This is a genomic window from Phycisphaerales bacterium, assembly GCA_020852515.1.
GTDB lineage: Bacteria > Planctomycetota > Phycisphaerae > Phycisphaerales > UBA5793 > UBA5793.
The window spans coordinates 53151-77479 of the sequence record JADZAS010000021.1; the positions used below are offsets into that span (position 1 = coordinate 53151).

At 65.5% G+C, this 24329-nt stretch carries 18 protein-coding genes and 1 pseudogene; 4 read left to right on the forward strand and 15 right to left on the reverse strand.

Annotated elements, in window-relative coordinates:
- Positions 1-165: 165 nt before the first annotated feature.
- The 7 genes from topA to IT430_14450 form a co-directional block, all read right to left on the reverse strand.
- Positions 166-2898 carry a type I DNA topoisomerase gene (gene topA, locus IT430_14420; GenBank protein MCC6909134.1) on the reverse strand — a complete coding sequence of 911 codons (2733 nt, stop codon included), beginning with the start codon at positions 2896-2898 and terminating at the stop codon, positions 166-168.
- 44 nt (positions 2899-2942) lie between these two features.
- A complete protein-coding gene (gene miaA / locus IT430_14425; protein MCC6909135.1) occupies positions 2943-3914 on the reverse strand; it encodes a tRNA (adenosine(37)-N6)-dimethylallyltransferase MiaA in 972 nt (323 codons plus the stop codon).
- Positions 3915-3949: 35 nt separating this feature from the next.
- Entirely contained in the window at positions 3950-5530 is a 1581-nt protein-coding gene (locus IT430_14430) for an NADH-quinone oxidoreductase subunit N (protein MCC6909136.1), read from the reverse strand.
- Position 5531: 1 nt separating this feature from the next.
- The gene (locus IT430_14435; GenBank protein ID MCC6909137.1) at positions 5532-7130 is read right to left on the reverse strand and encodes an NADH-quinone oxidoreductase subunit M; all 1599 of its coding nucleotides are present in this window, start codon (positions 7128-7130) and stop codon (positions 5532-5534) included.
- A gap of 131 nt (positions 7131-7261) precedes the next feature.
- Positions 7262-9295, reverse strand: a complete 2034-nt coding sequence (nuoL, locus tag IT430_14440) for an NADH-quinone oxidoreductase subunit L (GenBank protein ID MCC6909138.1) — start codon at positions 9293-9295, stop codon at positions 7262-7264.
- A 1-nt stretch (position 9296) separates the two neighbouring features.
- Positions 9297-9617, reverse strand: a complete 321-nt coding sequence (gene nuoK, locus IT430_14445; protein ID MCC6909139.1) for an NADH-quinone oxidoreductase subunit NuoK — start codon at positions 9615-9617, stop codon at positions 9297-9299.
- Positions 9614-10534: an NADH-quinone oxidoreductase subunit J gene (locus IT430_14450; protein ID MCC6909140.1), complete on the reverse strand. Its 921-nt coding sequence runs from the start codon at positions 10532-10534 to the stop codon at positions 9614-9616. Before IT430_14450 ends, nuoK begins: the two co-directional genes overlap by 4 nt.
- A 199-nt stretch (positions 10535-10733) precedes the next feature.
- Here IT430_14450 and IT430_14455 point away from each other — a divergent pair, with 199 nt between their 5' ends.
- Both IT430_14455 and IT430_14460 read left to right on the forward strand, forming a co-directional pair.
- Positions 10734-11516, forward strand: a complete 783-nt coding sequence (locus IT430_14455) for a sugar phosphate isomerase/epimerase (GenBank protein MCC6909141.1) — start codon at positions 10734-10736, stop codon at positions 11514-11516.
- Entirely contained in the window at positions 11513-12247 is a 735-nt protein-coding gene (locus tag IT430_14460) for a uracil-DNA glycosylase (protein MCC6909142.1), read from the forward strand. The genes IT430_14455 and IT430_14460 overlap by 4 nt, the downstream gene beginning before the upstream one ends.
- 117 nt (positions 12248-12364) lie before the next feature.
- On the opposite strand, the gene IT430_14465 is transcribed toward IT430_14460, so the two are convergent.
- Complete coding sequence (locus tag IT430_14465) at positions 12365-13177, reverse strand: fumarylacetoacetate hydrolase family protein (GenBank protein ID MCC6909143.1); 813 nt, start codon at positions 13175-13177, stop codon at positions 12365-12367.
- 193 nt (positions 13178-13370) lie between these two features.
- Between IT430_14465 and IT430_14470 the strand changes: the two are divergent.
- Together IT430_14470 and IT430_14475 are read left to right on the forward strand one after the other, a co-directional pair.
- A pseudogene (locus IT430_14470) lies at positions 13371-13487 on the forward strand (type II secretion system protein).
- 901 nt (positions 13488-14388) lie between these two features.
- Positions 14389-14778 (forward strand): hypothetical protein, encoded by a 390-nt coding sequence (locus IT430_14475; GenBank protein ID MCC6909144.1) that lies wholly within the window; start codon positions 14389-14391, stop codon positions 14776-14778.
- A 104-nt stretch (positions 14779-14882) separates the two neighbouring features.
- On the opposite strand, the gene lepA is transcribed toward IT430_14475, so the two are convergent.
- The 7 genes from lepA to IT430_14510 form a co-directional block, all read right to left on the reverse strand.
- Positions 14883-16682 carry an elongation factor 4 gene (lepA, locus tag IT430_14480; GenBank protein ID MCC6909145.1) on the reverse strand — a complete coding sequence of 600 codons (1800 nt, stop codon included), beginning with the start codon at positions 16680-16682 and terminating at the stop codon, positions 14883-14885.
- A gap of 140 nt (positions 16683-16822) precedes the next feature.
- Positions 16823-17944 carry a hypothetical protein gene (locus tag IT430_14485; protein MCC6909146.1) on the reverse strand — a complete coding sequence of 374 codons (1122 nt, stop codon included), beginning with the start codon at positions 17942-17944 and terminating at the stop codon, positions 16823-16825.
- 275 nt (positions 17945-18219) lie between these two features.
- Positions 18220-19401, reverse strand: coding sequence for a glycosyltransferase family 4 protein (locus tag IT430_14490; GenBank protein ID MCC6909147.1), 1182 nt, complete (start codon positions 19399-19401; stop codon positions 18220-18222).
- An 8-nt stretch (positions 19402-19409) separates the two neighbouring features.
- On the reverse strand, positions 19410-20156 hold the full coding sequence (locus tag IT430_14495) for a hypothetical protein (GenBank protein MCC6909148.1): 747 nt from the start codon (positions 20154-20156) through the stop codon (positions 19410-19412).
- Between the two features lie 8 nt (positions 20157-20164).
- A complete protein-coding gene (locus IT430_14500) occupies positions 20165-21793 on the reverse strand; it encodes a hypothetical protein (GenBank protein ID MCC6909149.1) in 1629 nt (542 codons plus the stop codon).
- Positions 21794-21899: 106 nt separating this feature from the next.
- Positions 21900-22724 (reverse strand): sulfotransferase, encoded by an 825-nt coding sequence (locus IT430_14505; GenBank protein MCC6909150.1) that lies wholly within the window; start codon positions 22722-22724, stop codon positions 21900-21902.
- Positions 22725-22764: 40 nt separating this feature from the next.
- Entirely contained in the window at positions 22765-24309 is a 1545-nt protein-coding gene (locus tag IT430_14510) for an O-antigen ligase family protein (GenBank protein ID MCC6909151.1), read from the reverse strand.
- Positions 24310-24329 lie beyond the last annotated feature (20 nt).

Consider the following 24329-nt stretch of genomic DNA (forward strand, 5'->3'; position numbering starts at 1 on the left):
ATGCACCCAGAAGCCGACAGCGTGTCGCATTGCGGCAACATGTCCATGAGGCGGATCGGCCATCGGCGCGCCAGACTGAAGCGCCATGTTGCCGGAATGCAACGGTCGGCCGGCGTCCAGCGGCCCAGTCCAACTAAGAAAAGGTGCCAGGTACCTTTTCCGGTGTTATGCGGCGTCGTGAGACACGTTGCCGGAGGCGCTTTCGCCGCGATCTGCCGGCTTCTCGAGCGGCTGGCCGCGCTCGTCGGTCAGCGGGTGGCCCTTGAGGTCGGTAATCACGGGAATCGGATGTTCCTTCTCATGCGCCGCCAGCGCCTTCTCGAGACGCTGCTGATCCTTGGCATCGAGTTTCGTCCAAGCGCCCCGGCCGCGGCACTTGGGGAACGCGGAGCAACTCAGCCACGGGCCGCGCTTGCCGCTGCGAAGGTTCAGCGGCTCGCCGCACTTGGGGCACGGCAGATCAGTCGCATAGGGCGGCGGCTGGGGCGCGACGGGGCGCTCCTTCTTGTCGAGTTTCAGGATGCCGTCGCAGTCCGGGTATCTCGTGCAGCCCAGGAAGGCGCCGAAGCGCCCGGTGCGCTTGTTCATCGGCGCGCCGCACTTGGGGCAGGCGACATCGACCGGCTCGATCTTGCGCGGCCGGCCCTCCGTGTCGATGGGCGACGCGTAATCGCAATCCGGATAGCGCGAGCAGCTGAGGAAGCGGCCGTTCTTGCCGAAGCGGTAGACGGTGGTGGCGCCGCACTTTTCGCAGCGGATGTCGTCGGGCGCGGGTTCGATTTCGGCCTTGGCGTGCTTGAGCGTCTCGTGCGCTTCTTCGAGCCGCACGCTGAACGGACCGTAAAACTCGTCGAGCACCGCGACCCAGTCCACTTCGCGCGACTCGATGCGATCGAGTTCGCCTTCCATCTCGCGCGTAAAGCCGAGGTTGAGAATGTCGGGGAATGCCTCGACGAGTTTGTCGGTGACGACTTCGCCGAGGTCGGTGGCAAAGAAGCGGCGCTCGCGCTGCTCGACGTACTTGCGATCCTGAATGGTCTGGATGATCGCGGCGTAGGTGGAGGGCCGGCCAATGCCTTCTTCTTCGAGCGTCTTGACGAGCGATGCTTCGGTGTAGCGCGGCGGCGGACTGGTGAACTTCTGCAGAGGCTTGAGATCGAACGGGCCGAGATGGTCCTGCTCCTTCATCGCCGGCAGCGTCTGCTCGTCGGAAGCGATGGGCACGCCGGCGACCTTGAGGAAGCCGTCGAAGACGAGCACCCGTCCGGTGGACTTGAAGACGAGGCCCTGATCGCGCACCGGGCTGGAGAGCACGGCTGTCGAATCCCACTGGGCCGGCGTCATCTGGCAGGAGACGAAGCGCTCCCAGATCACGCGGTAGAGTTTGGCCTGGTCGGGGCTGAGCGCGCCGGCAACGGCGTCGGGGTGGATGCTCACGTCGGTGGGGCGGATGGCTTCGTGGGCTTCCTGCGCGGCCTTGTTCGAACTGCTGTAGGAGTTGGGCGCATCGGGGAGGTACTTGTCGCCAAACGTCGAGCCGATGTACTGCCGCGCCATGTTGATCGCTTCGCTCGACAGGTGGGTCGAGTCGGTTCGCATGTAGGTGATGAGGCCGACGGTGCCGTGGCGCGGCAGATCGACGCCTTCGTACAGCTGCTGGGCGATGCGCATGGTGCGCTGCGCGCCGAAGCCCAGGCGGGTCGAGGCCGCCTGCTGGAGCGTCGAGGTGATGAACGGCGCGCCGGGGCGCGAGGTGGTGCGCTTCGTCTCGATCGAGGTGATGACAAAGTCGCTCGGGTCGGTCGCGCCGACGAACTCGACGAGATGCTGGGCGGGGCCCTTGGCTTTCTCGTCGCGCTTCTCGATGCGGTCGCTGAGCGTGAAGCCGGCGCGCCTGGCGATTTTCAGCGCGGCGTCGGCGCTTCCGATCTCGGGCTTGACGCCGTCGATCTCGAAGAGGTCGGCGCGGAATGCGTCATGTTTGGCCAGCCAGGCGTTCTGCGCCTTGATTGTGGGCGGATTGCCCTTCTCATCGAGTTTGCCCGCGAAGGCCATCCACTGCTGGGCGATCGTCGAGAGCTTGGCGCGCTGGGTGGTGAGGCGGACGCTCAGGTTCCAGTATTCATCGGGAACGAAAGCGCGGATCTCCCGCTCGCGCTCGACCACGAGCCGCACGGCGACCGACTGGACGCGTCCGGCACTGAGGCCCCGAGCCACCTTCTTCCAGAGCAGCGGTGAGACCTGGTAGCCCACGATGCGGTCGAGGATGCGCCGCGCCTGCTGCGCGTTGACGCGATCTTCATCGATCGGATGCGGGTTCTCAAAGGCGCGTCTGACCTCGCTGCGCGTGACAGCGTTGAAGACGACGCGTTTGGCATCGCGGGATTCGATGCCCAGCTCCTGCGCGAGGTGCCAGGCGATGGCTTCGCCCTCGCGATCAAGGTCGGTGGCGAACCAGACGTCGGCGGCGTTGCGCGCGGCCTTCTTGAGTTCGCTGATCGTCGTCTTCTTTCCGGGCAGAATCTCATAGGTCGGTTTGAAGCGGTGCTCGAGATCGACGCCGGGCACCGGCTGCTTGACTCCCTTGGGCGACTTGTTGGGCAGGTCGCGCACGTGCCCGACCGACGCCTTGACGACGTAGTCGGGGCCGAGGTACTGGTTGATGTTGCGAGCCTTGCTGGGTGACTCGACGATCACCAGGTGCTTGCCCTTCGTGTCCACGGCGGCGGGGTTTTTGCGTCGGGAGGAAGATTTCGACTTGGTCTTTTTGGCCATCTTGGTGGTCTTTGTCCGTCGATCCGAGGGTACCCCGCTGCCGGCCGGCGCGGCGGCAGGTTGAGGCAGGGCTGCGATTGGGTGGATTTCGTACCCCAAGGCAGTCGGCTGGTCAAGTGGCATACCTTTAATGCAACTGGGCCGCCATCGCGGTGAGAGTGATAGCCTCAAGCCGGAGTGTGCGCTGCCGGCGGATTGCCACCGGTCCGGGTGCTGATGAAGTTAAAGGCTTGGTGTGCAATGTCTTGCGCCTGCAAGCCTGCGCAGGCAATCCAGCAAGAATCAGGGTAGAGCCGGAAACTCTTGAGCCATGTCCGCTGTTTGCGGGCGAAGCGCCGCGTCTCGATCTTGATCTGCTCGACCGCCGCTTCGAGGCTGTCGTTGCCCTCGAGAGCGGCCAGCAACTGCTTGTAACCGAGTGCTTCGCGCGCCTGCGAACCGAGCCGGCTGGCGGCGTGCAGGGCCTTCACTTCATCGACCAGGCCCGCCTCCAGCATGGCCTTCACCCGGGCGTTGATGCGCGGATTGATCGCTTCAACGGGCCAGTCGAGACCGATCAGGGTGACGTCGCCGCGACGCGCCCTGCCGCTCCACTGCGACTGCCACTGGCTCAGCGGCTTTCCGGTGGCGCGATGCACCTCCAGGGCCCGCGTCAGGCGCTTGCGGTCGTTGCGGTGGATGCGCTGGGCGCTGGCGGGATCGACGCGCGCGACCTCGGCGTGCAGATCGGCGAGCGACCACCCGGCAAGTTGGGCGCGCAGCGAGTCATCGGGCGGCGGACCTTCGAAGAGGCCTTCGAGAAACGCCTTCACGTAAAGATTCGTTCCGCCTACGACAATCGGCCAGCGGCCGCGGGCGCGAATCTCGGCGATGCAGCGCTCGGCCGCCTTGAGCCAGTCGTCAACGGAAAAAGGCTCGTCGGGCTCGACGACGTCGATGAGGTGGTGGGGGACGAGTTGCTGTTCTTCGCGGGTTGGCTTGGCGGTGCCGATGTCCATGCCGCGATAGACCTGCATCGAATCGGCGCTGATGATCTCGCCGCCGCCGGGCAGGCGCTGGGCGAGTGACAGCGCCAGGCCGCTCTTGCCGCCTGCGGTCGGTCCGACGATGAGAATGACCGGGCGCTGCTCGGTCGTCATGGCCAATCCTATGAGTTGAGAGGTGCAGCCGGGGCTCAGTGGCGCGAGGCGGATTCGGCGGCGGCCGGCGCAGCAGCGTGATCCACCGCGGCGGCGGGTGATCGCAGTTGCACGGCCGCGTCGCCCGCGGTGATGAGCCGCGCCGTGAGAATGACCAGAGCCACGGCGGCGACGGCGGACAGCCCAGCCGCAAAGCGGCGGCCTGGCGCCGGCGTGCGTTCGACCTCGGCTGCGGCGCTGCCGGGCCGGTGCACCCAGCCGACGCCGGCGAGACGGAGGTAGTACCACGCGGCGGCGGCGCTGTTGAGGCCGGCGATCACCACCAGCGTGTACTCGCCGGCGCGGATCGCCGAGGTGAACAGGAACAGTTTGGCAAAGAAGCCGATCAGCGGCGGCAAACCCATGAGCGAGAGCGCGCACAGCGCCATGATGGTGGCGTATCCGCCGTGGCGATCCCACAGGCCCTCGAGGTCGTCAAAGGTTTCCAGCTCTTCGCCGCGCCGCTGCAGGCAGGCGAGGACGTAGAACGCGCCGAGATTGGTCAGCCCGTACGCAACGAGATAGAAGAGCACGGCGGCAAAGCCGTTGGTCGTGGGTGAATCGGCGGCCGAGCCGGCCGTCTCCATCGCCGCGACGAGGCCGACGAGCATGTACCCGCTGTGTGCAATCGAAGAGTACGCCAGGACGCGCTTGATGCGATTCTGCCACATGGCCAGCGCATTGCCGATGGTCATGGTCAGCGCCGCGAGCACCCACAGAAGAACGCGGATGGCCTCGGGCCAGGGCTGGCCGCCTTCGCCAAGGTGCAGCGCCGTTGAGAGCAGGAGCATGAGCGTGACGAACCCGGCGGCCTTGGGCACGAACGCGAGAAAGGCCGTCACGGGCGTGGCGGCGCCTTCGTAGACGTCAGCGGTGTAGAAGTGCATGGGCACGGCGGCGATCTTGAACGAGATGCCGATGATCGACAGCGTCAGGCCGAGGATCGCCAGCGGGCTGATGCCGCCTGCGGCCGCCTGAGCCTCCAGCGCGGCGCGGATGTCGATGAGGTGCAGCGAACCGGTCGCGCCGTAGAGCATGGCAAAGCCGTAGAGGAACACCGCCGCCGCCGCAGCGCCGAGGAAGAAGTACTTGACCGCGGCTTCGCGCGCGGCGACCTTGCTGCGGCCGGTGGCCACCATGATGTACGTCGGCAGGCTGGTCATCTCGAGCGCGAGGAACAGCCAGATGAGATCGCTCGCCGTCGTACAGAGCATCAGCCCCGCCAGCGAGAGCAGGAAGAAGCACAGGAACTCGCCGTGCGTCGCCTCAAGCGGATCGAAGCGCCGGCCGGCGTCGATGTCCTTCTCGAAGCGGGCATCCACGTTGCCCAGCCCGAGCAGAAGGAGAACGCCGACCACGCACGCGGCCGGCCGCATGAAACCCGCGAGCCTGGGCAGCAGCGTGTCGGGCTCGGACATGCGCGCGGCGAGAACGAAGGCGATGAACAGGCCCAGGCCGGCGATCCACGAGCCGACGCGGCGGAAGTCCTTGTCGCCGCTGGTGCCGGTGATCATCAGCAGAAGAACGGTGATGAGCAACGTGATCTCGGGCCAGAGCGTGGCAACGCGGTCGAGCATGTCAGCGGCCCTCCACGTCGGGCGCGGCGACGGCGGCTGCGAGCGGCTGGCTCGCGGCCAGGTTGACGCTGGTGACGACCTGCGTCACCGGCGCTTCGATGCGCGAAAGAATGACGCCCGGCTGCACGCCGAGCCAGATGCACAACACGGCCAGCGGGGCGAGCACGATCATCTCGCGCAGCGAGAGGTCGCGCGGCAGGCGATGGTGGTGGCCGTGATCGTGCACCGCGGCGTGGGCCGCATCGGGAACGTGGTAGGCGCCAAAGAGCAGGTGCCCGCAGAAGTAGAGCAGGTAGATGGCGGCGAGGATCATGCCCGTGCCGGCGAAGGCGGCATACCACGGTCCGAGGGGGCCGGCGGTGGGCAGGCCCTGCAATGGCTGGCCCGACGTGAAGGCGCCGAAGATGGTGAGGAACTCGCCGACAAAGCCGTTGAGGCCCGGCAGGCCGACGCTGCTCATGACAAAGAAGACGGTGAAGGCGGTCCAGAGCGGCATCCGCCGCGCCATGCCGCCGAGTTCATCCATCGAGCGGGTGTGGTAGCGCTCATAGACCATGCCGATGCACAGGAACAGCGCGCCGGTGGACAGGCCGTGGTTGATCATGTACATGACCGAGCCGCTCACGCCGGCGGTGTTGATGGCCGCAAGCCCGAGCACGCAAAAGCCCAGGTGGCTTACCGAAGAGTAGGCGATGAGGCGCTTCACGTCGCGCTGCACCCAGCAGACCAGCGCGCCGTAGATGATGCCGATGATGCACAGTACGGCGATGAGCGGCGCGTAGTGGCTGAACGCGACCGGGCACATGGGCATGGCGAAGCGGTACAGGCCATAGGTGCCGAGTTTGAGCAGCACTGCGGCGAGGATGACCGAGCCGGCGGTGGGGGCTTCGGTGTGCGCCAGCGGCAGCCAGGTGTGCACGGGGAAGAGCGGGACCTTGACGGCAAAGCCGCAGCACAGGGCCAGCAGCAGCCAGCCCTGTTGAGAAGCCGACATCGACGCGGCCGTGGCGGTGAGAATGCCGATGTCAAACGTCCAGTTGCCGCTGTGGCTCCACTGCACCCAGGCGACGTACAGCAGGCCGATGAGCGTGATGATCGAGCCCGTGAAGGTGTAGAGGAAGAACACGATCGAAGCGCGAGCCCGGTTGGTCGAGCCGTAGACCGCGATGAGAAAGAACATCGGCACGAGCGTGAACTCGAAGGCCAGATAGAACACGAGCAGATCGCGGGCCATGAACACCGCGAGCATGGCGATTTCGAGAATCACCAGCCAGAGGTAGAACTCGCGCACGCGCTGCGTGATGGCCGTCCACGAGCCGAGCACCGCCAGGGGCGTGAGCAGGGCGGTGAGCATGACGAGCATGAGCGCGACGGAATCGACGCCAAGCGAGAAGCGGAGCCCCATCGGCTCGATCCAGGTCCACGAGGCAACAAGTTGAATGGCGGCGCTGTCGCCAAAGTCGAACGCTCGCCAGACGAACCATGCCCAAAGCAGCGCCAGCAGCGAACCCGCCAGCGCGATCGGTGCGGCTTGTCGCGCCGGGCGCAGCATGATGGCCAGGGCAGTGAGCGTTGGGATGAGCAGGAGGGTAAGGAGCATTTTCGTTCAGCCGCAAAGAGGCTCAGAAGGCGCAAAAAAGGTACAGTTCATTGGGGTGGAGGCAGCGTTCGCTTTGCATTCTCTCTTGTGACTCTGGTGCCTCTTCGTGGCAAAAAATCCTTTCGGGCTTCTTAGAGCATCCACCAGACAATGATGACGAGCATGGCGGCGCCCCCGGCCATTCCCAGGCCGTAGCCCTGCAGCCGCCCGTTCTGCAGCGGCCGGACCGCGGCGCCGATGAGTCTGGGTGTCCAGCCCGCCAGCGCGACCAGGCCGTTGATGATCAGCGTGTCGCCCAGCGCGTAGCAGATGTGGCCCAGTGCGCGCAGCGGGCGGCGGATGAGCAGTTCGTAGCCTTCATCCACGCACCACTTGTGTTCAGCGAGCACGGCCACGGGCAGGATCGCGCGGCGCCAGCGTTCGGCCGCCGCCCGGTTGAAAAGGTGCAGATACGCCGCGATGGCGATGCCAACAATGCCCACGACCGAAGAAGCGAGCATCATCCACTTGTGCGGATCGCTGAAGAAACCGTGCGAGCCGCCCGCCTCATGCGCGACTTGGTAGTTGGCGGAGGAGGCGTGAATCATCCCGCCGAACCAGCCGTGATGCCCACCGCCCACGCCGATCCAGCCGGCGAGCAGTGCGCCCAGGCCGAGCACGATGAGCACGAAGTTGATCGCCGGACCCGGCGCGTGCGGGTGGAAGTGCTGGTCGTCGTGCGCGCCGTGGTGTTCCTCGCCGGGCTTGTAAGCGACTGGGCCGAGGAAGACGCGGAAGAACACGCGGAAGGTGTAGTAGGCGGTGATCCCGGCGGTCATGAGGCCGATCCAGCCGAGCAGTTGGTAGCCCGGCCCGTGCGTGACGAACGCCTGGGCGAGGATCATGTCCTTGGAGAAGAAGCCGGCGGTGAGGGGGAAGCCCGCCAGCGCGAGGCAGGCGACAAGCATGGAGGCGGTAACGACCTGCCAGCCCGGCACGCGCCAGAGGCCCGAAAGTTTGCGCAGATCGAGTTGCCCTGCAAAGCCGTGCATCACGGCGCCGCTGCCGAGGAACAGCGCCGCCTTGAAGAACGCGTGGGTGAAGAGATGAAACGTGCCGCCCACGCTGCTGAGCACGCCGATCCCCATGAACATGTAACCCAGCTGCGAGACGGTCGAGTAGGCGAAGATGCGCTTGATGTCGTACTGCGCCATGCCGATGGTGGCCGAAAACAGCGCCGTGATGCAGCCGACCCACGCGACGGTGGGCAGCGCGTACGGGCTGAGCAGGAACAGCGGCAGCATGCGCGCGATGAGGTAGACGCCGGCGGTGACCATGGTCGCGGCGTGGATGAGCGCGGAGACGGGCGTCGGGCCTTCCATCGCATCAGGCAGCCAGACGTAGAGCGGGAGCTGGGCGCTCTTGCCGAACGCGCCGAGCATCAGCAGGAACGGGATGACCTTGGTCGCGGCGCTCGCCTCGATGCCCGCAGCGGTCCACTGCTCGATCTGGCGGAAGATGACGTCGAACTCGACGCTGCCGAACTCCAGGTACGTGAGCATGATGCCCAGCGCAAAGCCGAGATCGCCGATGCGGTTGACGATGAACGCCTTCTTGGCGGCGGCGACGGCGGCAGGCTTCTCGTAGTAGAACCCGATCAGCAGATACGAGCACAGGCCCACGCCTTCCCATCCCATGTACATGAGGATGAGATTGTCAGCGAGCACGAGGCAGGTCATCGCGACGATGAAGAGGCTGACAAAGGCGAAGAACCGCGCGTAGCCGCGATCGCCCCACATGTACTCCGAGGCGTAGACGGCCACAAGCGTGCCGATGCCGGTGACGACGATGAGCATGATGCTCGTGAGCGGGTCGAGATAAAAGGCGAAGTCGGCCTTGAGACGGTCGATGCGGATCCACTCGAAGATCGAGGCATGGCCCAGGCCGTGGCCGACGTTGATCGCGAGCACCACTGAAAGCACAAACGACAGCGCGAGGCCCGCGATGCAGCACCACGCGGCGCGCTTCGTCTTGGCGCCGCTCGGAAGGAAGGCGAGCACGCCGCAGGCGACCGAGGCGATCAGCGGCAGCAGGGGAATCAGGGCCGTCCAGGCGCCAATGGTCTGGGGCGCACCCATCGGTGCACCTTCCGAAGCGTGTCCGAGTTGGGCGAGCAGCGTGTGCATGTCAGCCCTTCAACTCCGACCAGGTTTCCGCATCAAGGGTCGAGCCGCGGCGATAGAGCATGACCACCAGCGCCAGGGCCAGCGCCGCCTCAGCCGCGGCGACGGTGAGGATGAAGATGAGAAACACCTGTCCCTGCACGTTGCCGTGGTAAGCGCCAAAGGCGATCATGGCGATCGCGGCGGCCTGAAACATGAGTTCGGTGCACAGGAACATGATGATGAGGTTGCGCCTCGTCAGAAAGCCGATCAGGCCGATGACGAACAGCACCCCGCTGAGCAGCAGATAGTGGTTGAGCGCGAGCACCGAGAGCGGCAGGCTCATGGCGAACCCGCCTTTCGTGGCCCGGCGCCGAGCTTGAAATGCTCAACGGCCCCATCGGCCGTTCCGCCGGCCGGCTTGCGCGCCAGCACGACCGCTCCGAGCATGGCGAGCATGAGGATCACCCCGGCCACTTCGAGGCTCACGGGAAACTCGGCAAGCAGCGACACGCCTACGGCATCGACATTGTCCACGTGCAGACCGGCCGGCCATTCCACGGCGCGCGGCTGGTCGAGCGACGGCGAAATCACCCACGCGATGCGCGCAGCCGGGTCGACGCTGTCAATCGTCTCATGCGGCCCGATCAGATCCGCCTCGCGCATGGCGCTGTCCACCTTGCCCACGAGCAGCGCCAGTTCGGCGTCGGCGGCGTGGTGCGGAGCCTGGGCCGGCAGGCTGCCCGTCCCGCGGTACATCATCCCCAGCAGGGCGGCCATCAGCACGAAGCCGACGATCGTCGCGGCAATCGGCTCGCGGGCGGTGGCGTCGTAGTCGGTCAGGGCGTCGGCGTGCCGGTCGTCGGGCGCTTCCTGCGCGAGCATGATCACGAAGAGGTAGGTGATGAGGATCGCGCCGGCGTAGACGATGATGAGCGCGAACGCCATGAACTCCGCGCCGAGTTGCACGAAGAGCCCGGCCGAGGCGAGCACGACGAGGATGAAGTAGAGCGCGGCGTAGACGGGCCGGGGATTGCTGATCATCCGCACGGCGCCGGCGACGGCGATGAACCCGAGGACGTAAAAGAACATATCAGGGTGATCACCCGAGGACCGAGCCGGGCGCGACAGCGCGAGCATGCCGGCTCCGAGCGCGCCGGCGCCGAGAACTGCGCCGATCAGGCCCCAGCGGCTGCCCCGTCGCGGCAGCAGAAACAGCAGCCCGACGGCTCCTGCGACGCATGCGGCATAGATGATGCTCATTTCGACCATCGTCGGTGCGCATTCCCGGCAATCGGCGGAATTGCGGCCGGCGCCGCGACGGGCGAACGCCTCGCCTCCACCCCTTCATACAGGCCAGCACGATAGGTGCATCGCTCTCAACGTGCCACAGGGATTATGCCCCGCGCGACGCGCCGGCGGCGCGTATACTGCGCCGGTCCGCTGCTTCAGGGAGATCGGTATGAGCCCGACGGCATTGCCTCCGATCGCGCTCCAGCTTTTCACCATTCGCGATCAGACCGAGAACGATCTGCCCGCCGCGCTTGAGCAGGTTGCCAGCATCGGCTTTGACGGCGTCGAGTTCGCCGGACTCTTCGGCCATGAGCCAGACCAGGTCCGCAGCGTCCTCGACCGGCTCGGCCTGCGGACATGCGGCACGCACATCAGCCTCGAGCGGCTCAACTCCGACATCGGCCAGTGCATCGACGAAGCGCACAGCCTGGGCGCCGATCTCATCGTCATTCCCTACCTCACCGAAGAGTACCGAACCGAAGACGGCTATCGGCAAGCCGTGGCCCAGATGCTCGCCATCGCGTCGCGCCTGCACGGCCGGGGGCTGCGGCTGGCGTACCACCACCACAACTTCGAGTTCCAGACCTTCGGGCCGGATTCGGCGCGGCGCGGGATTGACGTGATCGCCGATGCGCCCGCCGACCGGCTGCTGCTCGAGATCGACGTGTACTGGTGCCGCCATGCAGGCACCGACCCGCTCAAGTTTCTCACGCGCCACGTGCGGCGGACGCCGCTGCTGCACCTCAAGGACATGCGCGACGCGCGCAGCCGCAGGTTCGCCGAGATCGGCTCGGGCATCATTGAGTTCGGCCCGATTCTGCGCACCGCGGCGCAGGGCGGCGTCGAATGGTTCATCGTCGAGCAGGACCGCGACTTTACCGGCTCATCGCTCGACTCGGCGCGCGCGAGTTTCTCGGCGCTGCAGCGATTGTGCAAGGAGGCGCTGGCATGACGACAGGCCGCAACGGGCTGCGCGCGGCGCGGCAGATGGTCCAGGCCGGACAACTGCTCGGCGTGGACTTCGTGGCCCTGCCGGCGCGCGTGAGCGAGCCGCCCGCCAGCGCGGAATTGCCCGCGGGCGCGCCGGCGCCGGCCGCTTCACCGAAACAGGCGCTGCTCGACGCCCTGCGGCTCCGGCATGATCGCGAGTGCGCCCACTGCACCGCCGCCACCGCGCACACGCGCACGGTCTTTGGCGAGGGCAACCCCGACGCGCGGCTCGTGTTCGTCGGCGAAGCCCCGGGCGCTGAAGAAGACAAGACCGGCCGGCCCTTCGTCGGGCGCGCCGGCCAGTTGCTCGACAAGATGATTACGGCGATGGGACTCAATCGCGAGGACGTCTACATCGCCAACGTCCTCAAGGCTCGTCCGCCCAACAACGCCACGCCGACGCCCGCGGAAGTCATGAACTGCGCGCCGTACCTCGCCGAGCAGCTGCGCATCATCGCGCCTGAGGCTATTGTCGCACTGGGCGCCCCGGCCGCCAAGTTCCTGCTGAACACGACCGAGGGGATCTCATCGCTGCGCGGCACATGGCACGCCTGCCGCCTCGAAAACCTCGAGATCCCCGTCATGCCGACGTTCCACCCTGCGTACCTGCTGCGCAACTACACGCCCGATGCGCGCGGCAAGGTCTGGTCGGACCTGCAGATGGTGATGAAGCGACTCAATGGCGATGCGTAGGTCGGGACCGCTGCTCTGAGCGCGGCCCGGCAGCAGGGTGTGCCTGTGTGCGCATGGGGAGCGTTCTCGCGCAGCAGTCAATGAACTGCCGGGCCTGCGCCGAGCCTTGTCTCCGACCTACGCCTCATACACCACGCGATTGCGGAGCACGCCGATTGTCTCGACTTCGACCTCCACCACGTCTCCGTCGCACAGCCAAACGGGAGGCGTTCGAGCAAAGCCCACGCCGCCGGGCGTGCCGGTGAGAATGAGCGTGCCCGGCAGCAGCGTCGTGCCCTGGCTGAGAAAGGCGATGAGTTCGGCCACCGGGAAGATGAGATCCGACGTGTTCGAGTCCTGCATGGTTGCGCCGTTGAGCCGCGTCTGCACGCGCAGAATTCCGGGATCGCCGAGTTCATCGGGCGTAACGATGCACGGGCCGATGGGGCAGAAGGTGTCAAACGACTTGCCGCGGTTGAACTGACCGCCGCCTGCGTGCTTCTGCCACCAGCGGGCGCTGACGTCGTTGGCCGCCGTGTAGCCGAGTACGAACTCGAGGGCGTGCTCGGCCGGGACGTTCTTGCAGGCGCGGCCGATGATGACCCCGAGTTCGCACTCGAAATCGACCTGCTGCCGGTCCTGGCAGACGTCGGGGATGATGATGTCGTCGTTGGGCCCGCAGACCGCCGCCGGGTTTTTCATGAACATCATCGGCCGCTCGGGAGGCTCCTTGCCCTGCTCGGCGGCGTGGGCGCGGTAGTTCAGGCCGATGCCCATGATGACCGGCGGGACAAGCGGAGCGAGAAGTCGGCCGATCGGAATCGGCTCTCCTGCGGGCTCAAGCGGGCCCAGGGCGGCTCCGGCGAGCGGCAGGGCCGTGCCGTCGCCGCAGTCCACGGCGGTGATGGGCGGCCCCGAGTGCGTGGGTGAAGCGAAGCGGATCAGTCGCATGGGCCAACAATAGCGGCCAGAGGTCCGAAAATGTGGGCGAATAATTCAGGGAAAAGCCTTGACAGATTCGACATCATCTGCGATGCTCTATAGGGGCTCGTCGGCCGCGATCGCCGGGCGGCACCCAGTTCTCCGGTCCGACTTTCGTCGGATCCTTCGGAAAGGCGGTAGACTCGTGGCTCAGCCTCATCGCATGCGTGCCCATCGCGGCTTCACCCTGATCGAACTGCTGGTGGTGATCTCGATCATCGCGCTGCTCATCAGCCTGCTGCTGCCGGCGCTGGGTCAGGCGCGCGAGCATGCGCGTCGGAGCGCCTGCGCTTCGAACCAGCGGCAGATCGGTTACGCGCTGCACATCTACGCGACGGAGTACAAGGACTTCGTGCCGCGCGAGGGCAAGTACCATGAGCCGCGCGGCGGAAACGTTTACGCGTACTACTACCCGTGGCCCCGCGCGTTCTACAAGTACGTCAGACCGTTGACGGACTCGCGGATGAACAACCTCGACAGCACGGTGTGGCTCGACCACGGCTTGTTCGACGACATGAAGCAGTACCAGTGCCCGTCCTATCCGAATCCGCTGCACGTGGTGCACTACATCAACAACGGCATCATGATGCAATGGGGGGGAAACGGCCTTTATCGCGATGGGCGGCACCCGACAGCGCCGCTGAGCGAGTTCATTCAGCCCGACCACGCGATGTATCTCTCAGAGTTTACGGACGATCCTGACAACTCTATTTCGCAGCAGATGCAGAACTACCCGTATCTCGACCACTGGTACGACGTCTTCCTCGAAGTGCACATCAACGGCCCCGAGGACAACTCCAACGGCTGGGGCGGCAACATCGCGCGCATCAGCAGCAAGCGCCACCTCGGCAACGGCTCCAACGCCCTCTACGCCGACAGCCACGTCGAGTTCCGCGAGCGCGAAGTGCTGCGCGATCTCGACAGCTGGGACGACAAGACGTACAACAACTCCTGGTGGCGGTGATCCAAGCCGGGGCGAAGGCTTTGCGCCGTCTTGGATTCGCGAGTGATCGTGGAGATCTGATGAGATGCCGCGCCCAGGATTGATTTGGCGCCACGTCATCATCAGCACGCAAAATGCATGGCTGCCGGGGGACCAGCGCGGATGGCGCAGCCGCGAGCATCGGTTGCATTCCAGCGGTGACTACGGGAACCCACCTCCCTCGCACGAGCATGCGGGTTTGCGATGTCATGCGAAGTCGATCAGCGGTCCGGCGGTCGTAGTTCCGATCGAAGTCCGGCCGATCATCGGCGCGAGGCTGCTCGAAGGTCTGTTCGGTCAAGGCGTGCGCGTGCTGGTCATCGCGGTGGCGGGCATGCACGCGCATCTTCTCACGGAACTTCCAGAGGATCGACGAGCCGCGAAACAAGTCGTGGGTAAGGCGAAGAACTTCTCATCGCGCAAGGTGCGGCGCCTCGTGCCGGGCCGAATCTGGGCGGGCGGCGGTGCGCTGAAGCCAATTCGGGACAAGGCTCATCAGCGTAACACGTACCGCTACATTCGCGACCGACAGGGTGTCGGGGCGTGGGTGTGGACGTTTCGTGAGCCGGTGCCTCTGCTGAGTGATTGAGCCACGTCCAATCCGGGGCGGCGCAGAGCCTTTGCCCCGGCTTGGAGTGCGCAAGCCGGGACGAAGGCTCGGCGCAGTCCCGGAACCGTGGCGAGCGTCGCCCGCTACTCCTCCGTCTCCAGCACGCTCATGAAGGCGGCCTGCGGGATCTCGACATTGCCGATCATCTTCATCCGCTTCTTGCCTTCCTTCTGCTTTTCGAGCAGTTTGCGCTTGCGCGTCACATCGCCGCCGTAGCACTTGGCGGTGACGTTCTTGCGGACGGCCTTGATGGTTTCGCGCGCGATGATCTTGCCGCCGATGGCCGCTTGGAGTGGAATCTCGAACTGGTGCCTGTCGATCTGCTTCTTGAGCTTGACGAGCAATGCCCGGCCGCGATGTTCAGCCTTGTCGCGGTGGCAGATGAGGCTGAGCGCATCGACCGGGTTCCCGTTGACGAGAATCTGGAGTTTGACGAGCCGATCGGCGCGGTAGCCGATCAGTTCGTAGTCCATCGTGCCGTAGCCGCGCGTGATGGACTTGAGGCGGTCGTAGAAGTCGTAGATGATCTCGGCCAGGGGGAGTTCGTAGTCGAGGATGTTGCGCGTCTCGGAAAGGTACTTCTGGTCCTTGTAGATGCCGCGCCGCGTCTCACACAGGCGCATGATGTCGCCGATGAACTCGGTCGGGCAGATGATCTCGACGCGAACGATCGGTTCGCGGATTTCGACGACGTTGCTCATGTCGGGCAGGTCGGCGGGGTTGTTGATCGGCAGCGTCGTGCCGTCGCGCAGGCCGATTTCGTAGCTGACGGTGGGGGGCGTCTGGACGATGTCCACGCCGCCTTCGCGCTCGAGCCGCTCCTGGATGATGTCCATGTGGAGCATGCCCAGGAAGCCGCAGCGAAAGCCGAATCCCAGCGCATCGGAATGGTGCGGCTCGTAGGTGAACGAGGCGTCGTTGAGGTGAAGTCGCGTGATCGCCTCGCGCAGCGCTTCGAACTCGGCTCCCTTTTCGCCGCTGCTGCTCGGGTAGAACTCGCAGAACACCATGCGCTGCGGCTCCTGGTAGCCCGGCAGCGGCTCGGCGGCGGGATCGACGTCGCGCGTGACTGTGTCGCCGATGCGCACATCGACGAGCGTCTTGATCGCGGCGATGAAGTAACCCACCTCGCCGGCGGCCAACTGGTCAACCTTGGTCGGCTTGGGCGTGTACCGGCCGAGTTCGGTGATCGTCCACACCCGGCCGCTGGACATCATGCGGATGCGGTCGCCGGCTTTGAGTTGGCCGTCGAACACGCGCACGTACACGACGACGCCGCGATAGTCGTCATAGACCGAGTCGAAGATGAGAGCCCGCGTCTGAGACACGAGCGACTGGCGCGGCGGTGGGAGGCGGTCGCAGATCGCCGCCAGGAGGTGATCGATGCCTTCACCCGTCTTGGCCGAGCAGTTGGTGCACTCCTCGGCGGGGATGCCCAGGACGTGCTCGATCTCCATGGCCGTGTCGAGCGGCAGGGCGCCGGGCAGGTCGATCTTGTTGACGGCGGGGATGAGTTCGACGTTGTTGTTGACGGCCAGGTAGGCGTTGGCGACCGTCTGCGCCTGCACGCCCTGGGTGGCGTCTACGACGAGGATGGCCCCTTCGCAGGCGGTCAGGGCCCGGCTGACCTCGTAGTGGAAATCGACGTGGCCGGGCGTGTCGATGAAGTTGAGCTGGTAGTTCTCGCCGTTGTGGCGGTGAAAAACCGTGACGGCGGACGCCTTGATGGTGATGCCCCGCTCGCGCTCGATGTCCATGTCATCGAGGAGCTGAGCCCGCGCATCGCGATCGGCGACGGCATGGGTGGCCTGGAGGAGCCGATCGGCCAAGGTGGACTTGCCGTGGTCGATATGGGCAATGATTGAGAAGTTGCGGATGTGCATGTCGAGCGGGAATCATACGACCGACTCGACTGTGGGTCTCGGCGTCCAAGCCCCACCTTCGACGCGAAACAAACGGCTCCGCGCGTCGCACGCGCGGAGCCGGGGATTCAGCGGAAGTTAGGGAATGAACGGCAAGGGCGTCAGTTCCCCTTTCGCTTCTTCGACTTCAGCAGGCGGGTCTGAGAGCGCTGAGGCGATTCAGCCGCCGACGGATCGGTCAGCGAACCGACCGGATCGACGACTCGTCGATTTCTGCGGCGGCGGATGCGTCGGTTGTTGTCGCTGGCGGGAGGATTTTCGTTTACAGCGGGCGCCTTGTTCCCGTTGGACTTGTCGGCGAGTTCAAGGAACAGCGAATAGAACGGCTCCCGCGGCTCGCCATTCTCGTCCGTGAGCGTGACCCAGCCGAACCGGTCCGCAATGCGCTTGGGCACATGGTATTGGGAGTAGGCCGCGGCGATGACGTTGTACTCCGCCATGGCGTTGTAGATGTCGATGGTCGCCTGCCGGGCCGCCTGCGGGTTGTGATCGGTGGCTCTGGAGGCGCTCCACTCCCACACGACGATTCCGCACTTTTCTCCATCCGGGAAAGTGTTCATGGCACGACGCACCGTCTGCAGACGCGATCGAGCAGAAGGACCGCTGTCGGTATGGAGGTGCACATCAACCGCGTCGGTGTGCTCGACCGACCAGGCAATTCCGCGAAGCATGCGCTGTCTTCGCTCCGTCTGTTTCGAAGTCAGCGTGGACTCGGACTCATCGAGCACATCGGTGGCGATCATCGCCGGCCCGCAGAGCCGAACATGAGGCGCCTCGGCACGAATCCTCGCGGCCGCCTCAGCCGCCCATGAGAACAGTTCGTCATCGTCCGAGGCTTCAAAGGTCCCGGGTCCGCCCAGGAACTCGTTGTAGAACTGAATCCAGAGCCTTCCGGTGAGTTCCTTGGCCGGCGCCGAGTTCAGGGATTTGATCAAGCCATCGAGCACGCGACGGGACTCGGCGGGCGTTGGCGGCCTTTCGGTCCTCGCCGTGCCTTCCGGACCTTCCGCGTCCGCCCAGCGGAGCGTCAGGCACAGTCCCATGTTGTTCTTGGCGTACCGAGCGAAGAATGCGTTAAGGTCCTTGGGCTTTGCGGTTCGGAGGTCAACGATTTCGCGAACTCCTTGGGCATGGATCTCGGCAGCCTTGTCCGGTGCGCCGCCCATGCCGTGAATCCAGACCTGCGGTCCCGCTTCTGCAATGCCGGTGCCGTCGTCAACCACCGAGCCTCCCTCGGGGGATTCTGGACGTGCGCCGGCACCTGGCCTGGGTGAACAGGCGGAGTAAACGCTGGTCGCTGTTACGAAAAACCCGAGTACGGTCAGGTGCTTGAGCGCCTTCATGTGCCTCTCCAAGGAAGGATGCTTTCGGTGGCGAACTGCCGCTATCCACGCATCAGTTGAGAAAGGTACGATGCAACCGCGCCGATCCCAAGCGACGCTGAAGCGATGATAGGCAAACCGCGCCGGTTGTCCGGAATAAAGCGGCTGCGCTGGAGCTATAACTCAGGCGTCGGACCTATCGCACGAAGCCGGTTGTATGCGACCGCAATTCGTGCCGCTGCGTCCCATGGCCTGAACCGCTCATCGAGATCTCGTCGGGCGGCATTTCCAAGACGCATCGCGAGATCGGGGTATTCCAGCAGATGACAGATGGCCTGCGCCAGCGCGACGGGATCGTGCGCGGCGAGCATTGCAGTGCGACCGTCTTCCACCTGCAGACCGGGGAGTCGGGTGGAGACCACGGGCTTTCCTGCCGCCATGGCTTCAAAGGCGAGCATTGGATAGCACTCGCTCGAACTGGAAATCGCGACGATCGAGGCCCTCTTGAGCAGTGGAGCGGTTGCCGCAACCCACGGCTGGATCCGAACGCAGCCTGCGATCCCGAGAGAGTTCACCAGGTCGTTCAGCTCCGCCTCCTTTGGCCCTGAACCGGCGATGATCAGTCGGGCGTTTGGATGCTGCTGGGAGACCGCGACCCACGCTCCCACGAGCAGAGGGTAGTTCTTTACGGTTACGAGCCGGCCCATCGCGAGCACGAGTGGCGCTGTGCCGAGCCAGGCGGCGATCTCAGGATCGAGCTCGGATCCGTCACGTTCGATTGGCGCGGGGTCGAAGCTGTTGGGGATGAACATCGCTTCGACGGAGCCGCGGCCGCCGGGCAGCAGATCCTGCAAGTGGGGGCTGACGATGGTGACGAGATCGGTTCTTGGAAAGGCCCACTCCATGAGTCGCGTCCACAGAGCTATTTTCCAGGGCGGAAGTGTGCCGCTCATCTCGTGCTTCATTTCCGCATGCACGGTCCTCACGACCGATGCACGAAGGCGACGTCGAGCCGCAAGCGCCATCAGATGCGCCGCTGGATTGTGCGTATGGAGTATTGCGGGTCGAAGTGGCGCGAGCCTGCGCGAGAGTCGCGTGAACCGCCCGAACTTGCTCATCTGGATGATGACCGGCTCGATTCCGGCAGCCCGGAGCATGGCGCACGCGGTAGATTCCTGCAACGCCGCGAAGCGCAAATCCCAGCCTGCGGCGAGGAGCAGTGGCGCCCACTGTCGAATCGTCGTGATGATGCCGCCACCCTCCGTGCCAAGCAGCACGTGAACAACGCTTCCCTCGAATTGCGGCTTCGGCAGCGCCGGCCGGCGCTCGTCCGGTGCTGATTCGTTGGGGCGGCTCATGATGCAGTTCACCGATGCCAGATCAATTGGACGGGATGCAGATTCAGATCGGCCACTTCGGTTGCCAACCTTTCCACCGTGCGGCGATCGGTTCGGCCTCGGCGCATCGATAGGACGATGCGATCGAGCACCCCGCCAAGCATCGCCACGCTCCATCCCGGGCCGACGGCCGGCAGCGACCAGACAATCCGCTGGTAGCGCTCGCGCAGCGCGGCGTCGAAATCGCGCAGCAGGCCCGAGTCGGCCAGGCGCGGCAGCGAGAATCGACCCAGATCGGCCAGCACATCGAGATTCGGCAGATTCGGTGAGATCGGCTGGGGCATCGGCAGGTGCTGGCCGCATTCGATGGCGGTGAGCAGATCGGCGATCCTGGGCACCGTGCGATTGAGGCGCCGGCCGGTTTCGCAGCAGCGGCCGCCGATTTCAACCAGCAGTGTCGAGTACTCCCAGCGGGCCCAGAGGCCGGCGAACGCCAGAGCAGTGGCGGAATGGCCGTTGCCGCGCGTCGGCGCGGTGGTGACGCCGACGGCGAGCGTATCGCCAGGATGCTCCCCTTTGATCTGCTGGGCCATGCGCGCGTAGCGGGCAAAGAGCAGCGAGTCTTCAGGTTCGGCGGCGATGTGCCGCACGAGCGGCCGCAGCCGGCCCAGCGACTGCGGCGGGGCCGCGGCATCGAGCCGGCGATACAGCCAGCGCGGACGCGCTGCGGCGATGGCGTCGGGCGGGCGGCTGACGATGGCGCGCGTGTCGTCCATTCCGTGCGTTACCTTCCCTCGCCGCCGGGCAGCCGCGCCAGAAGACGCTGCGTCGCGCCCGGCAGCTCGCCGACCAGTTGCACCGGGAGCGTCTCGGCCATCTGCTCGATTTGCCAGGGAGCGACGAGTCTGGCTCGCGCCAGGCTGCGCGCGACGGGTACGGCCATGGCGAGCACGCCGGCAACGAGGGCCGTAACCAGGAGGTGCAGCGGCGCGTTGGGTTCGTCCGGGGTGGTCGGGTCAGCCACCTTCGCGCGGCCCCAGAGGGTGACCTGAGAGAAGAGCGCCACGCTGGTCAGGCGCGCTTCGAGGCGCGACAGCTCATCTTCAACCTGGCGCAGCGAGGCTTCGGCGGCGGTTCGCGCGCTGAGCAGCCCTTCCATGTGTTGAGCCATCTTCATGGCTTCGACGAGCTGCGACTGAAGCAACGACTCGGTTTCAGCGAGCCCGAGTTCGCGGCCGGCCAGCGTCACGAGTTGCCGGTTGTTCTGCGCCTGGCGCTCGAGCAGACCGACGTACTCCATGCTCGGCTCCTGCACCTTCTCGCGGATGACGAGGAGTTCCTCGTTGTTCAGGTCGCGCTTCTTGCTCTCGATTTCGAGGCGGAGGCGCACCATGTCCTGGTGCTTGGGCGTCTTGACGGCCAGGTCGGCGGCGTACTTCGATTCGAGGGTGCTGATCTCGTTCTTGAGTTGCTGCACGCGCTGGTTCTGCTCCACGACGACGCGAGTGGTCTGCTCCACCTGCGCCTGCTGCATCTTTGCCGTGATGTCGATGCGGTTGGCTTCCGCTTCGCGCAGGTCGGTTTCCAGATCTGCCCGGTCGCCCCGGGTCTTGATGAGCCGGGACTGGATTTCACGGGCGCTCTCTGCCGGATCGTGCCGACCGATTTCGAGCCGGTAGTCGGCGACGGCCGCGCTGGCGTCGCTCCACCGGCTGGCCGCGTCATCGCGCAGCGGCTTGAGCTCCTCGGCGCGACCCAGCGTGCGCGAGCGCTCTTCGCGCAGCAGGAGATTACGCACGCGATCGAGCAGCAGCGATGGCGCCAGTTCGGCAAAGCGCGGCGAGGTGGCCCGGACTTCGATGCGCACGACGCCGCCTGTTTCGTCGCCCCGCGGCGCGCTGACGATGAGCGGCGCCGGCTCGCTCGATTCCTCCGCGCCGCCGATTCCCGCCGCGGCCGCTGCGCGGCGAGGAAGCGATCGCATCCATCGCCAGGCGCCAGTGCCGGCCTGGCGCCAGGGACCCCCGGCCACCACGCCTGGTTCATCGTCCATCGTCGCCAGTTCCTGCGTGACTTCGCGCACGATCGGCTCGGAGATGAGCAGGTCGCGCAACTCGCTGGCGTCAATCTCGACTCGCAATTGCGACGGGCTCGGGTCATTTTCGAGGCTGCCGATGCGGTACTCGGGCGTGAGGACCCAATACGGCTGCGACGCCCACAAGTGGGTGAGACCGGCGATGACGCAGAACGCAGCGACGCCCAGCGTGAGCAGGGGCTGGGTCCGCATCGAGTTGAACGTGTACGAAACGGCGCGGCGCACGCGACCGGGCCTCGACCGGCTCGGGCGCGGCGCCGGAGGCTCGCCGGGCGAGCCCAGCAGAAGCAGTCGAGGTTGTTCGTGCGGTGAGGGCATATGAAGCGTCGTCTCGGGAAGCGGCGGCAGACCACCACGGTTCGCAGCGCCGGGCCTTCCAGTTTCTGGCGATCGTAGCAAACCTGTGCCGCCCTGAGAAAACGGCTCAGGTGGCGGCTGATTCCAGCGGTTGCGACTCGAGCGACCAGGCGCTGCGAACTTCGCGCCGCGGCTCGCAGAGGCTGTAGCCGAGTTTGTTGAGCCGCTCCTCGTAGAGACGCTCGGCTTTGCGGATGCTTCGGCCGGCGAAGAACTCCTGACGCCACGCCTCCCACTGCGCCAGGTACGACTCGTTCACGTTGCTGCGGATCTCGCGCGTGGCCGCAGCGGGCTCCAGGCCGAGGAACCGGAAAGTGCTGTCGAGCGTGCGGCGCGGCTGGGCGACGAAATCTTCGTAGTGGAAGATCGTGTAGCGCTTGAGGTGGGGCAGGTCGCCGAGCATGATCTCGTGGCAGACGATCCAGTGCTCGACGAGCCGGTGCAGCGGCGTGCGGCGTTTCCACTTCTTGGTGGCGCCCGCGACGGCGACCGGGTGGCGGAGAATGAACACGAACAGCGAGTTGGGAAACATCGCCTGAAGGAAGCGGGACTTGATGAGATTGGGCGGCGACTTCTCGACGAGGTGCGTGCGGCTCAGGTCCCAGTGGCGCGACCACTCCTGCCAGAGCTTGTCGCGATTGGCGTCGCTCACCTCGGGCGAAGACTCGGTGAGATGCATCTGCGGCGCAAAGCCGAACCCGCCCGGCCCGCCGTAGCGGCTGGCGCGGGGGAAGACGGTCTGCAGGTGCTGGCCTTCGTCCTCGGGCACGCCGGTGTCGTGGAAGCCGGAGGTCGCGGGATGGTCGGCGAGGCACTTGGCAAGCAGGGAGGTCCCGCTGCGATGAAGTCCCGCGATGAACACAAACGTGTGGTCAGCCCTCTCCATGCTCATTTGTCCTCAACCGTTCCCGTCCCGCAAGGAAACTGACCGATCACCGCCCAAAACGAAACCGCGAACGATCGATCCGGCGAAGGTGTCGCTCCCGACGTACCTGCGCGGATGGTTCAAGAAGATCCGTGGGGGGGACGAATCCGCCCTGAGCCTCGCGCAGGTAGACGTAGTACGCCGCGCCGCAGAGGCCGAAGACGATGAAGTAGAGTTCGTTCTCCAGCACGTTTGAAGTGCCTGCACCGACGAACAGTCCGAACGTGGTGGAAGCAATCGCTGTGGCCTCGAACTTGAGGCGCCGGTCGAACGTGCCCAGGGCGGCGCAGTACGCACTTCCGGCTGCGGCGACGTAGAAGCCGATGTAGACGAGCATCCCCTGCAATCCGTTTTCGGCAAGCAGCTGCAGGAAGGCGCTGTGAACGCGCAGGTAGGACGCCGGCGCCTCGGGATCACGGTAGATGTTGTAGTAAATGCCCCAGGCGTTGGTTCCGATGCCGACGATGGGATGATCGAGGAACATCTGGTACGCCATCCGCCACATCGCCAGACGCCAGATGACGGTGCGGTTCGCCTCGGTCGGATCGGCAATTCGCTGGGCAGCGATATCCGCTCCGGTGGTGGAGATGATCGCCAAGGCGGAGACCACCACGACGGCGACAAACAGCAGCTTCGCGAATCGATGCTTCACCGGACACGTGAGGAAGACGATCAGACTGGCGACGCTAAACGCGAGCGCGCCTCCGCGAGATCCCGTGGCGGCGATGTTGACGCCGATAAAGAGCAACGCCACAACGAGCAGCGCTTTCTGCCACCATCGGCGATAGTAGAGCAGGAGTCCGAACGCCAGCGCGCCGGGAATGCTCTGAGCGAGGCTGTAGCGGACGGGGTCGCCGGACGGACCGATGACGCGAAGCGTGCCGCCGAAACTGCCGAGAACGTTCGTCGAACTTTCAACGTTCGACTTGCCAAATCGTTCGAGCAGACCGACGCCGGTGATCATCTCGCTCGTCGTGGCGATGGCCACGAGCGTGCCGCCGATGACCAGGCACAGCACGCATCGATGGAAGACGTCACGATCGGCGACCGCGAGAATCAGGATTCCCATCAGCGCCACCACGTTCAGGCGGCGGTTGATGAACTCTGTGGCGAGTTCCGGGTGCGGCATGAATGGGACGCCGGCAAGACAGCAGATCAGAAACAGCACGCCGAGGATGATGAGCGGATCGCCCAGCTTCTTCGACCACCCTCGCAGTTGATCTCCCAGGATCGCCGCCAGGAGGAAGATGATGGTCAGACCAATGGCGATCTTGGTGCCGCTGACGGTCCCCGCTTCGCCAAATGTCTGCAGCCGGTCCCACATCACGAGCAGCATGATGATGTAGATGCCGATGCGGAACTCCAGACCGAGCGCGATGATCGATCCGATGGTGGCGATGATGGCAAAGCAAAGGACCGTCGGGAAGACCGGATCGGCAGACCGGCCGACGAAAACACCCAGCAGGAAGATCAATCCGAAGATCGGAACGAACAGCAGTGCAATGAACAGCCACTGCCGTAGGTCTCTTCCAGTTGAAGCTGTTGTGAGCATCGCCGTGAAGTCGCCGCGGA

Excerpts from the sequence above, each read along its gene's own strand:
- topA (MCC6909134.1), bottom strand. The coding sequence starts at position 2,898 with ATGCCACTTGACCAGCCGACTGCCTTGGGGTACGAAATCCACCCAATC.
- miaA (MCC6909135.1), bottom strand. The coding sequence starts at position 3,914 with ATGACGACCGAGCAGCGCCCGGTCATTCTCATCGTCGGACCGACCGCA.
- IT430_14430 (MCC6909136.1), bottom strand. The coding sequence starts at position 5,530 with ATGCTCGACCGCGTTGCCACGCTCTGGCCCGAGATCACGTTGCTCATC.
- IT430_14435 (MCC6909137.1), bottom strand. The coding sequence starts at position 7,130 with ATGCTCCTTACCCTCCTGCTCATCCCAACGCTCACTGCCCTGGCCATC.
- nuoL (MCC6909138.1), bottom strand. The coding sequence starts at position 9,295 with ATGCACACGCTGCTCGCCCAACTCGGACACGCTTCGGAAGGTGCACCG.
- nuoK (MCC6909139.1), bottom strand. The coding sequence starts at position 9,617 with ATGAGCCTGCCGCTCTCGGTGCTCGCGCTCAACCACTATCTGCTGCTC.
- IT430_14450 (MCC6909140.1), bottom strand. The coding sequence starts at position 10,534 with ATGAGCATCATCTATGCCGCATGCGTCGCAGGAGCCGTCGGGCTGCTG.
- IT430_14455 (MCC6909141.1), top strand. The coding sequence starts at position 10,734 with ATGAGCCCGACGGCATTGCCTCCGATCGCGCTCCAGCTTTTCACCATT.
- IT430_14460 (MCC6909142.1), top strand. The coding sequence starts at position 11,513 with ATGACGACAGGCCGCAACGGGCTGCGCGCGGCGCGGCAGATGGTCCAG.
- IT430_14465 (MCC6909143.1), bottom strand. The coding sequence starts at position 13,177 with ATGCGACTGATCCGCTTCGCTTCACCCACGCACTCGGGGCCGCCCATC.
- lepA (MCC6909145.1), bottom strand. The coding sequence starts at position 16,682 with ATGCACATCCGCAACTTCTCAATCATTGCCCATATCGACCACGGCAAG.
- IT430_14490 (MCC6909147.1), bottom strand. The coding sequence starts at position 19,401 with ATGAGCCGCCCCAACGAATCAGCACCGGACGAGCGCCGGCCGGCGCTG.
- IT430_14495 (MCC6909148.1), bottom strand. The coding sequence starts at position 20,156 with ATGGACGACACGCGCGCCATCGTCAGCCGCCCGCCCGACGCCATCGCC.
- IT430_14500 (MCC6909149.1), bottom strand. The coding sequence starts at position 21,793 with ATGCCCTCACCGCACGAACAACCTCGACTGCTTCTGCTGGGCTCGCCC.
- IT430_14505 (MCC6909150.1), bottom strand. The coding sequence starts at position 22,724 with ATGAGCATGGAGAGGGCTGACCACACGTTTGTGTTCATCGCGGGACTT.
- IT430_14510 (MCC6909151.1), bottom strand. The coding sequence starts at position 24,309 with ATGCTCACAACAGCTTCAACTGGAAGAGACCTACGGCAGTGGCTGTTC.